The 10019-nt window shown below is 67.6% G+C and carries 11 protein-coding genes; 10 read left to right on the top strand and 1 reads right to left on the bottom strand.

What is annotated here, in order from left to right; all coding sequences use genetic code 11:
- A partial coding sequence (locus B2U11_RS11375) for an L-glutamate gamma-semialdehyde dehydrogenase (protein ID WP_292071844.1) occupies positions 1-1565 on the top strand: 1565 nt, incomplete at its 5' end.
- 23 nt (positions 1566-1588) lie between these two features.
- Here B2U11_RS11375 and B2U11_RS11370 read toward each other — a convergent pair.
- Positions 1589-1774, bottom strand: a complete 186-nt coding sequence (locus tag B2U11_RS11370) for a hypothetical protein (RefSeq protein ID WP_292071843.1) — start codon at positions 1772-1774, stop codon at positions 1589-1591.
- A 111-nt stretch (positions 1775-1885) separates the two neighbouring features.
- On the opposite strand from B2U11_RS11370, the gene B2U11_RS11365 reads away from it, so the two are divergent.
- The 9 genes from B2U11_RS11365 to B2U11_RS11325 form a co-directional block, all read left to right on the top strand.
- Positions 1886-3208, top strand: a complete 1323-nt coding sequence (locus tag B2U11_RS11365; protein WP_292071842.1) for a glycosyltransferase family 4 protein — start codon at positions 1886-1888, stop codon at positions 3206-3208.
- Positions 3209-3300: 92 nt separating this feature from the next.
- Positions 3301-4074: an ABC transporter permease gene (locus tag B2U11_RS11360; RefSeq protein ID WP_292071841.1), complete on the top strand. Its 774-nt coding sequence runs from the start codon at positions 3301-3303 to the stop codon at positions 4072-4074.
- Positions 4075-4114: 40 nt separating this feature from the next.
- Complete coding sequence (locus B2U11_RS11355) at positions 4115-5278, top strand: chain-length determining protein (RefSeq protein ID WP_292071840.1); 1164 nt, start codon at positions 4115-4117, stop codon at positions 5276-5278.
- Positions 5278-5961: an ABC transporter ATP-binding protein gene (locus tag B2U11_RS11350; protein ID WP_292071839.1), complete on the top strand. Its 684-nt coding sequence runs from the start codon at positions 5278-5280 to the stop codon at positions 5959-5961. Before B2U11_RS11355 ends, B2U11_RS11350 begins: the two co-directional genes overlap by 1 nt.
- Positions 5943-6818 carry a hypothetical protein gene (locus B2U11_RS11345; protein ID WP_292071838.1) on the top strand — a complete coding sequence of 292 codons (876 nt, stop codon included), beginning with the start codon at positions 5943-5945 and terminating at the stop codon, positions 6816-6818. The genes B2U11_RS11350 and B2U11_RS11345 overlap by 19 nt, the downstream gene beginning before the upstream one ends.
- Before the next feature lie 57 nt (positions 6819-6875).
- Complete coding sequence (gene rfbC / locus B2U11_RS11340) at positions 6876-7484, top strand: dTDP-4-dehydrorhamnose 3,5-epimerase (protein WP_292071837.1); 609 nt, start codon at positions 6876-6878, stop codon at positions 7482-7484.
- The gene (gene rfbB / locus B2U11_RS11335) at positions 7484-8536 is read left to right on the top strand and encodes a dTDP-glucose 4,6-dehydratase (RefSeq protein ID WP_292071836.1); all 1053 of its coding nucleotides are present in this window, start codon (positions 7484-7486) and stop codon (positions 8534-8536) included. Before rfbC ends, rfbB begins: the two co-directional genes overlap by 1 nt.
- The gene (rfbD, locus tag B2U11_RS11330) at positions 8533-9426 is read left to right on the top strand and encodes a dTDP-4-dehydrorhamnose reductase (RefSeq protein WP_292071835.1); all 894 of its coding nucleotides are present in this window, start codon (positions 8533-8535) and stop codon (positions 9424-9426) included. Before rfbB ends, rfbD begins: the two co-directional genes overlap by 4 nt.
- The coding region (locus B2U11_RS11325) for a sugar nucleotidyltransferase (RefSeq protein ID WP_292071834.1) at positions 9423-10019 on the top strand (597 nt) is incomplete at its 3' end. The genes rfbD and B2U11_RS11325, both read left to right, overlap by 4 nt.

Below are 10019 nucleotides of genomic sequence, written 5' to 3'. Positions count from 1 at the left end.
AGAACTCCCTCGGCCGCGACTATTCCCAGGCCGCCGTCCGCGAGGCGCACGCGCGCGCCCTGGAAGGCGTGGATCGCGAAACGCTGACCGCCGGCCCGATCGTGAGCGGCAAGCTGCGCGCCGGGGTCGATGCGCAGACGGTGACCAATCCGTTCGACCGGTCCCAGGTGCTGGGCCATGTCTCGGAGGCGACCGAGGCCGACGTCGACGCCGCCGTCGAAGCCGCGACCAAGGCCCAGATCCGTTGGGATCGTCAGGGCGGCGCCAAGCGCGGCGTCGTCCTGCGGGGCATGGCCGACGCCCTGGAAGCCGAGATGGACCGGTTGGTCGCCCTGCTCAGCCGCGAGGCCGGCAAGACGCTGAACGACGGCGTGGCCGAGGTGCGCGAGGCCGCCGACTTCTGCCGCTACTACGCCCTGCTGGCCGAGCGGGATTTTGCCGCGCCCGAGACGCTGAGGGGGCCGACCGGCGAAACGAACCAGCTGATCTTGCACGGTCGCGGCGTGTTCGCCTGCATCAGCCCGTGGAACTTCCCGCTGGCCATCTTCACCGGCCAGATCGCCGCCGCCCTGGCCGCCGGCAACGCGGTGCTGGCCAAGCCGGCCGAGCAGACGCCGCTGATCGCCGCCGAGGCCGTGCGGCTTTATCACAAGGCCGGTCTGGACGCGGACCTGCTGGCCCTGGTTCCTGGACGCGGCGAGACGGTCGGCGCCCAGCTGGTCGGCCACCCTGGGATCGACGGCGTGGCCTTCACCGGCGGCACGGACACGGCCGGCGCCATCAACCGGGCCATCGCGGCGCGCCCGGGCGCCATCATCCCCTTCATCGCCGAGACTGGCGGGCTGAACGGCATGTTCATCGACACCACGGCCCTGAAGGAACAGGTCATCGACGACGTGATCGCCTCGGCCTTCGGCTCGGCCGGCCAGCGCTGCTCGGCGCTGCGAGTGCTGTATGCGCCCAAGGATTCGGCCGACGCCCTGATCGAAGGGCTGAAGGGCGCTCTGGCGGTGCAGACGGTCGGCGATCCGTCCGATCCCGTCACCGACATCGGTCCGGTGATCGACGCCGAATCACGCCAGGCGCTGGAGGCCCATGTCGAGCGCCTGGCTCGGGAGGCCAAGGTTCTGGCCCGCGCCGAACTGCCGGCGGGCGCCGACAAGGGCGATCTGTTCGCCCCGACTCTCGCCGAAATCCCGACGCCCGACTTCCTGGAGAAGGAGGTGTTCGGCCCGATTCTGCACGTCTATCGCTACGACCCGTCTGAGCTGAAGTTGGTCGCCGGCCGGCTGGCGGCGCGCGGCTATGGCCTTACCCTGGGGGTGCACAGCCGCATCGACGCCTTCGCGGAAGAGGTGATCGCCCTGGTCCCGGCCGGCAACGTCTATGTGAACCGCTCGATCACCGGCGCCGTCGTCGGCGTCCAGCCGTTCGGCGGCGAGGGCCTGTCGGGCACCGGCCCCAAGGCCGGCGGACCCAACAGCCTGATCCGCTATGCGTCCGAAAAGGCGATCAGCGTCAATATCGCCGCGCAGGGCGGGGACCCGGCGTTGTTGAATCTCTAACGGCTCTGGACACCTTGCGGCCCTTAGCCGCCGCCGGTGCGGCCCACGGCCCGACCCGTCCCCTCGCACACCGGGCAGGTCTCGCCGGACGCCAGGACGCCTGAGCCTTCGCATTCGGGACACAGGGCGGCGTCGTGATGCTGGGCCGCGGCCGGGTCGACCGGGTGCTGCGGACCCAGGCCGCGATCGTCGATTTCAGTCTCGTTCATGGCTGCATGAACGGGCGCGGCGGTTGTCGGTTGCCGCGCCGCGCGCCGTGCGCCTTGACGGGAAGGGGCCATCCGTCGTCCATGCCGGTTCAAAGGCCCTGACGGATTTCCATGACCACCATCTGCATCGACGGCTTCAACCTGGCCCTGGCCAAGGGCTCGGGCATCGCCACCTACGGCCGTAATCTGCTGCACAACGTGCGCGCCATAGGGCTGGGGACCGAGGTGCTGTACGGGCCGCCGACGCCGCGCCGGGCGGACAATGTGCTGAACGAGGCCGCTCTGGTGGACGCCGAGCGCCCGCCGCAGAAGCTGAACCGCAAGCGCAAGATCCAGCGCTTTCAGGAAACCTACAAGTCGCGCTTCGGGCGCGAGGCCTATCCGATCACGCCGTCGGGCGAGGTGATCTGGCCCGAACGGGGCGGGGGGCGGCCGGCGGCGGACCGGTTCTGGGCCTCGCAGGACCTGTTCACCTACGGCAACCGGGCCTTCGCCGCCTATGGCAAGGAGACGCCGGTGGATTTCGATGTCTCGGCCGATGCGCCGGCGCCGGACGTGATGCAGTGGACCGCGACCCTGCCCCTCTACGCTCGCAAGGTCCCCAACATCTACACCATCCACGACCTGATCCCGCTGCGGCTGCCGCACACCACCCTGGACGACAAGGCCACCTACAAGGCCATGTGCGACGCCATCGCCCGGCGCGCGGACCACATCGCCGTGGTGTCCGAGACCACGCGCCAGGACGTCATCCGCCTGCTGGGCGTTTCCGAGGACCGGGTCACCAACACCTATCAGGCCGTCAGCATTCCCGAGAAGCTGATGGCCCGCAGTCAGTCCGAGGTTGAACTGGAGCTTTCGGGGGTCTTCAACCTGGGCTGGAAGGACTATTTCCTGCACTTTGGCGCCATCGAGCCGAAAAAGAACCTGGGTCGGATCGTGGAGGCCTATCTGGCGTCGGGTTCGACCACGCCGCTGGTGGTCATCGGCGGCCGCGCCTGGCTGGATGAGGGCGAGACGGCCCTGCTGAACCAGGTCAAGCGCGACGGCGGACCCAGCGCCGACCGCATCCGACAATATGAGTACATGCCCTTCTCCATGCTGATCAGCCTGATCCGCGGCGCCAGGGCCACGCTGTTTCCGTCGCTGTACGAGGGGTTCGGCTTGCCGGTGCTTGAATCGATGGCCCTGTCGACGGCGGTGCTGACCTCGACGGGCGGATCCCTGCCCGAGGTGGCGGGCGACGCCGCGGTGGTGGTCGATCCCTACGACGTTCAGGCCATCACGCGCGGCATCCAGGCGCTGGACGCGGACGAGGCGATGCGGGCTGATTTCGAAGTGCGGGGCCTGAGCCAAGCCGCCCGCTTCACGCCCGAGGCCTATCAGGCGCGGCTGCGCGATCTGTACGCCAAGGTCGGGGTCGACGTCGGCTGAGCTTGCCCTTGACCCGGACCGGTCTTCGAGCGCATGACCGGACGATAGATCCCGGCCGAGAACGGCGCCCGCATCCTTCCGCACGCGAGAGAATGGTCGCCTTTTTCACTCGAAACGCCACCATCGTGTCGGCCTTGATGAAGCGGGAAATGGTGACCCGCTTTGGCCGCGAAGGTCTGGGGTTCGCCTGGCTGATCGCCGAGCCGCTGGTCTTCTGCTTCGGCGTCATGATCCTGTGGAGCTTCACCAAGCCGGCCTACGAACACGGGGTCCGCCTGGCTCCGTTCGTGATGACGGCCTATATGTCGCTCATCCTGCTTCGGCACCTGATCTCGTACATGAACGGGGCTGTGCAGGCGAACATCGGCTTGCTGTACCATCGCCAAATAACCCCGGTGCACATCTTCACCTCCAGGATTCTGCTTGAAATTCTTGGCGGCGGGACAGCCTTCTTCATCGTCTACGGCATTCTCTTCGCCATTGGCGAAGTCGGACTGCCACACGATTATCTCCTGCTTTACACAGGCTATGTAATCCTGGGCTGGACCGGCGCGGGCTTCGCCTTGATTCTGGCCGGCATTTCGATGCGCTACGAGTTCTTCGAAAGGTTCGTGGCCCTGATCAGCTACCTTCTCATCCCCATCTCCGGCGCCTTCGTCATGGTCGCCTGGCTGCCTCCGCAGTATCAGGATCTTTATCTGAAGGTGCCCTTCACCCACCCGATCGAGATGATCCGCGCTGGGGTGTTCGGCGAATTCGTCGAAACCCATTATGAATTCGGTTATCCCCTATTGGTCGGGGCGATCATGAATATCGGCGGCCTGCTTCTGGTCGCCAGCGCCCGGGACCGGATAGAGACGCAATGACGACGCCCCGCCTGACCGCCCTTCGCCTTGCGGACCTGACATGAGCGACACCAAACTGAATTACCTCGGGCCCATTCCCGAACTGATCAGCGGCCCGCCGCGGTCCTCCCTGCGCAGACGCATTCCATTGGCGTTTGTTAGCGTGGTGATGGTTCCGACGCTTCTGGCCGCGATCTATTTTCTGCTGATCGCGACGCCGCGCTATGTGTCGGAATCCCGCTTCGTCGTGCGAGCAGCAGCGGATAGTCGGCCGCAGGCGACGGGGCTGGGCCTTGCTTTGCAGGGGGTCGGCCTGACGGCGTCCAACGACGCCTACGCCGTGCATGACTACATCACCTCGCGCGACGGGATCGACGCGCTGGAAACTCGGTTCAACTTCGCCGACCTGCTGCACCCGCGTGGGTTGGATGTCTTCAACGGTTGGCCGCGCTTCTGGGAAGGTCGTTCGGCCGAGAGCCTGGAGAAGGGCCTCAATCGATTCGTGACCATCGGTCATGACGCCTCGACGGGCATCAGCGTGCTTCGGGTCGAAGCCTTCGATCCCCGCGCGGCCCAGCAGATCAACGAGGCCATGCTACGCAACGGCGAGGGGCTGGTGAACCGGCTGAACGATCGGCAGGCGCAGGACGCCGTGACGCAGGCGCGGCTAGCGACCTCCGAGGCTCGTACCCGGCTGGCGTCGACCCAACAGCAACTTACCGCCTTCCGTAACCGCGAGCAGTTCGTCGATCCCGAAAGCAGCGCGAGCCAGGGGGCGGGCCTGATCGCCTCGCTGCTGACCACGGTGGCGAACCTGCGGGCCGAGCGCGCCCAGATCGCCGCCGAGGCGCCGGCCAGCCCCCAACTGGCGGCTATCGACAGCCGCATCAACGCGTTCGAGCGCCAGATCGAGGCGGAGCGAGCCAAGTTGGCCGGCGCGTCGGATTCGCTTGCGTCCAAGCTGGGCGCTTATGAGGAACTGGTCGCTCAACGGGAGCTGGCTGGTGAGGAACTCGCCCAGGCGACAGCTGCCCAGATCAGCGCTGAACAGGAGGCGCGACGTCAGAAGTTGTACCTCGAGCGCATCGTCAGTCCCAGCCTGCCCGAGAAGGCCACAGCGCCCAACCGCTGGCGTGCGATCCTGACGGTGTTCGTCAGCCTGCTGCTGATCTACGCCATCGGCTGGCTGATCTGGACCGGCGTGCGCGAGCACAGACAAACCTGATGTCAGCCCTGCCTGTCGAGGCCGACGTCGGGTTGGTCGTCACCGATCTGGCCCGGACCTATCACGGAGCGCATCGGCCGCTGTTCTCGGGGCTGAACTTCTCGTTGAAGCGGGAGGGACGCATGGCTGTCCTGGGCCGCAACGGCCAAGGCAAATCGACCCTTATCCGAATGCTGGGCGGGGTGGATCGACCCTCGGCAGGTCGCATCGACTGGCTGATGAGCCCGTCGTGGCCGATCGGCTTCGGCGGAGGCTTTCAGGGCAGTCTGTCGGGCCTGGACAACATTCGCTTCCTGTCGCGGCTCTATGGTCGGGACTTCAAGGAAGCCTTGGCGCGTGTTGACGACTTCGCCGAGCTGGGGCGGGGCGCGCTGCGTCAGCCGGTCAAACAGTATTCGTCCGGCATGCGCGCGCGCTTGGCGTTCGGGCTTTCCCTGGCGATCGAGTTCGACTGCTATCTGGTGGACGAAGTGGTGGCTGTCGGCGACGCCCGTTTCCAGCGCAAATGTCGCGAACAACTGTTCGAACACCGTGCGCACCGCGCCTTCCTTATGGCGACCCACGTCATGGACCATGTGTCGGAGTATTGCGATCGCGCCCTGATCGTGGAAAGCGGCAAAGCCAAGATGTTCGACGACATCAATGAAGCGATTGAAGTCTATACTTGGTTGAGGGCGGCGTGAGCGCGACTTCTTCCCAGACGCATTGGATCATCCTTCCGACCATCGAAGGGCGTGAAGCGTGGCGCGGCGCTATCGCCGCCGCCGCCGAGGCGGGCGGTCTCCACCTGGTGGATTGGGATGCTGACGCCAACCCTTTAGCGGGCGCTCCCGACAGTGTGATCCTAACCCAGGATGCGCAGGTCGCGCGGGCCGCTGGGGCCGATCCGCAAAATACAACTGTCGTCCTTGCGTCTTCGTGGCCCGATGTGGAGGGAGTTCCTTCCGGCGTTCATCGTGCTGCGATGTTGGCGCATACGACCCAGTTCATGGCGCGTGCGGAGGCTTTCTCGCACGCGCGGGTGGTGCGGGCCCACGATGTGAACGGCGCGCCCATCGAGCTGGCGCCGGGTCTGATTGTCACGCCTCCGAAGCCCGGGGCGCCCTCGGACCTCGCGCGCAGTCTGGCGCTATACGGAAGCCCCGACGCTGCGGTGACCTGGGGTACGTCCTTCTTCACCTATGATGCGCGCAACGCGGACCAGGGGCCAAAGACCGGCGAGATGGATCTGACGGGGCGTCCGCGTTTCCTCATTCACGGACCCTACATCGTCATGCCGCCGGGCCGATGGAAGGCGGTGTTTCGCCTCAGTTTCGACCTGCCGGGCAGCCGCGTTCGGTTTCGTCTCGATTGGGGCGGCCAGACGGAATACGATTCCGAGGAGTTCACGCCCGGCAGGCCGGGCCTGTTCGAGATCGAGATGGATTACGTCTGGCGCGAGCCTGCGCCTGCCGAGTTCCGCATCCTGACGTTGGAAGGCGTGTTCGACGGTCGGCTGACCTTTGGCGGTGTGAAGGTGTCGCGGATCAGCGACGTCTGACGGTCGGGCGGCAGGGTCCGCGCCGGTTCAACTCGGCGCAGCAGGGAGGCGATCCGCATGGGCGAAGCGGCCACGGGACGACGGGCGACGAACGGGCCGGTGATCCTGCTGGCTCCGAAACGTCACGGCGACGCGCGGGGCTGGTTCATGGAAACTTGGTCCGAGGCCTGGGCGACGTCGTGCGGGATAGAGGCGCGCTTCGTGCAGGACAACCAGTCCTTTTCTCAGGCCGCCGGGACGGTGAGAGGGCTGCATCTGCAACGCTCGCCTCACCCCCAGGCCAAGCTTGTGCGCTGCCTGCGCGGCGCGATCCTGGACTATGCGGTCGACCTTCGCCGAGGCTCGCCGACCTATGGGCGCTGGACCGCTGCGCGGCTAACGGCCGAGGGGGCCGAGCAACTGTTCGTGCCGGTTGGTTTCGCGCATGGCTTCGTCACCCTGAGCGAGGCGACCGAGGTGGCCTACAAGGTCTCCGACGTCCACGCGCCGGATTGCGAGACGGGCTTGGCTTGGGACGATCCGACGCTGGGGCTGGACTGGCCGCTGCCGGAAACCGGTCCCGTGCTGTCCGCGCGCGACCGCGCCTGGCCGCCGCTGACCGCGTTCGACACTCCCTTCGCCTATGACGGCACGCCGCTGGCCGCGCCTGGCGAGCGGATGAACTGATGCGGGTGCTGATCACAGGCGGCGCGGGCTTCATCGGTTCGGCCCTGGCGCGGCGGCTGATGGCCGGAGGCGGCCATTCGGTCCTGGTCTATGACGCCTTGACCTATGCGGCTTCGCCCGAGGCGCTGGCGGGATTGGACGGCCGCCCCGGCTACGCCTTCGTCCGGGGCGATGTGTGCGACGCGGCGGCCGTGGCAGCGGCGTTGGCCGCTTTCCGGCCCGAGGTCATCGCCCATCTGGCTGCCGAGACCCACGTGGACCGTTCGATCGACGGGCCGGGCGCCTTCGTGCGGACCAATGTGATGGGCACGGCGGTGGTTCTGGAGCAGACCTTGGCCTACTGGCGCGGTCTGGATGCGGCCGGGCGCGAAGAATTCCGCCTTCACCACATCTCAACCGACGAGGTGTTCGGATCGTTGGGTGAAACGGGGCGGTTCACCGAGACCTCGCCCTATGATCCTCGCTCGCCCTATGCGGCGTCCAAGGCCGGGGCCGATCACCTGGTGCGGGCGTGGGGCGCCACCTACGGCCTGCCGGTGCTGGTGACCAACTGCTCGAACAACTACGGCCCGTTCCATTTCCCGGAGAAGCTGATCCCGCTGATGATCGCGCGGGCTCTGCAGGGTCGGACGTTGCCGGTCTATGGCGACGGGGGACAGGTGCGCGACTGGCTGCACGTGGACGACCACGCCCGGGCGCTGGAAATGGTGTTCCTGCGCGGGACGCCGGGACGGACCTACAACGTTGGCGGCGACGCCGAGCGGCGCAACATCGAGGTGGTCCAAGCGATCTGCCGCCTGCTGGACCGGATGCGGCCAAGTGACGACGGGCGGTCCTACGCCGAGCAGATCGTCTTCGCGCCGGACCGGCCGGGCCACGACCGCCGCTACGCCATCGACGCCTCGCGCATCCGCGACGAACTGGGCTGGTCGCCCAAGATCGACTTCGACCGGGGGCTGGAGGCGACAGTCGGCTGGTATCTGGATAACGAAGCCTGGTGGCGCGCGATTCTGGCCGAGCGCTACAACGGCGGGCGGTTGGGCGCGGCATGAGCCGCAAGGTCCTGATCCTGGGCGGAACGGGGCAGGTCGGGCGCGCCCTGGGTCGGCTGGCCTGGCCTGCTGATGTCCGATTGGATGCCCCAGCCCGCACGGAACTGGACATCACCGACGCCGAGGCGGTGCGTCGCCGGATCGGCCTGGGCGGATACGCCGCCGTAATCAACGCCGCCGCCTACACCGCCGTGGACCGTGCCGAGGGCGAGCGCGACGCCGCCTTCGCCGTCAACGGCGCGGCGCCGGGGGTGGCGGCCGAGGCCGCCGCGTCGGCGGGCGCGGTGCTGATCCATCTGTCGACCGACTATGTCTTCGACGGCCGGGCGGGTCGTCCCTATGCGGAAGACGACGCCCCGGCGCCGCTCAACGTCTATGGCGCGTCCAAGCTGGCGGGCGAACGGGCGGTGCTGGCCGCCCTGCCCGAGGCGACGGTGATGCGGACCTCGTGGATCGTCGGACCGGATGGAAGCAACTTCCTGAAGACTATGCTGCGGCTGGCGCGCGAACGCGACGCGATCCAGGTCGTCGACGACCAGACGGGGCGCCCGACGGCGGCGTCGGACGTCGCGCGGGCGGTGCAGGCGGTGCTGCTGCGGCGGCTGGACGACCCGGCCGCGCCCGGAGGGCTGCTGCATTTCGCCGGGGCGGGGCGGGCGACCTGGGCGGAGCTGGCGCGGGCGGTGCTGGACGCCAGTCGCGCCCTGGGCGGTCCCTACGCCGAGGTGCGACCCATCCCGACGCGGGAATATCCGACCCCGGCGCGGCGGCCGGCCGACACGCGACTGGCGGCAGAGCGAATCACGCGCGACTATGGCGTCCGGCCGCGACCCTGGGACGAGGCGGTCGCGGAGATCGTGGCCGAACGACTGAGGGGGACGGGCGCATGAAGGGGATCATCCTGGCCGGCGGCTCGGGCACGCGGCTGCATCCGATGACGCTGGCCGTCTCCAAGCAACTGATGCCGGTCTACGACAAGCCGATGATCTACTATCCGCTGTCGACCCTGATGCTGGCCGGCGTGCGCGAGGTGCTGGTCGTCTCCACGCCGCGCGACACGCCTCTGTTCGAAGCGCTGCTGGGCGACGGTTCGCGATGGGGGATCGAGATCCGCTATGCGGTCCAGCCCGAACCGGGCGGATTGGCCCAAGCCTATCTGATCGGCGCAGACTTTGTCGGCGATCAGCCGTCGGCGCTGATCCTTGGCGACAACATCTTCTACGGTCACGGCATCGCCGACCTGTTCGCGCCGGCGCTGGCTCGACCGGACGGGGCGACCATCTTCGCCTACCACGTCAACGATCCAGAGCGGTACGGCGTGGTCGAGTTCGACGAGGCGATGCGCGCCCGCTCCATCGAGGAGAAGCCCGCCCGGCCCCGTTCGAACTGGGCGGTGACGGGGCTCTATTTCTACGACGCCGAGGTGGTCGACATCGCCAGGGGGCTGAAACCCTCCGCGCGGGGCGAGCTGGAGATCACCGTC

The sequence above is a fragment of the Brevundimonas sp. UBA7534 genome (genome assembly GCF_002479325.1).
In the GTDB taxonomy this organism is placed as follows: domain Bacteria; phylum Pseudomonadota; class Alphaproteobacteria; order Caulobacterales; family Caulobacteraceae; genus Brevundimonas.
The sequence above is the reverse complement of the archived record's forward strand: the minus strand, read 5'-3'. Positions and strand labels throughout refer to the sequence as shown.

Excerpts from the sequence above, each read along its gene's own strand:
- B2U11_RS11355 (WP_292071840.1), top strand. The coding sequence starts at position 4,115 with ATGAGCGACACCAAACTGAATTACCTCGGGCCCATTCCCGAACTGATC.
- B2U11_RS11350 (WP_292071839.1), top strand. The coding sequence starts at position 5,278 with ATGTCAGCCCTGCCTGTCGAGGCCGACGTCGGGTTGGTCGTCACCGAT.
- B2U11_RS11360 (WP_292071841.1), top strand. The coding sequence starts at position 3,301 with ATGGTCGCCTTTTTCACTCGAAACGCCACCATCGTGTCGGCCTTGATG.
- B2U11_RS11370 (WP_292071843.1), bottom strand. The coding sequence starts at position 1,774 with ATGAACGAGACTGAAATCGACGATCGCGGCCTGGGTCCGCAGCACCCG.
- rfbD (WP_292071835.1), top strand. The coding sequence starts at position 8,533 with ATGAGCCGCAAGGTCCTGATCCTGGGCGGAACGGGGCAGGTCGGGCGC.
- B2U11_RS11365 (WP_292071842.1), top strand. The coding sequence starts at position 1,886 with ATGACCACCATCTGCATCGACGGCTTCAACCTGGCCCTGGCCAAGGGC.
- rfbB (WP_292071836.1), top strand. The coding sequence starts at position 7,484 with ATGCGGGTGCTGATCACAGGCGGCGCGGGCTTCATCGGTTCGGCCCTG.
- rfbC (WP_292071837.1), top strand. The coding sequence starts at position 6,876 with ATGGGCGAAGCGGCCACGGGACGACGGGCGACGAACGGGCCGGTGATC.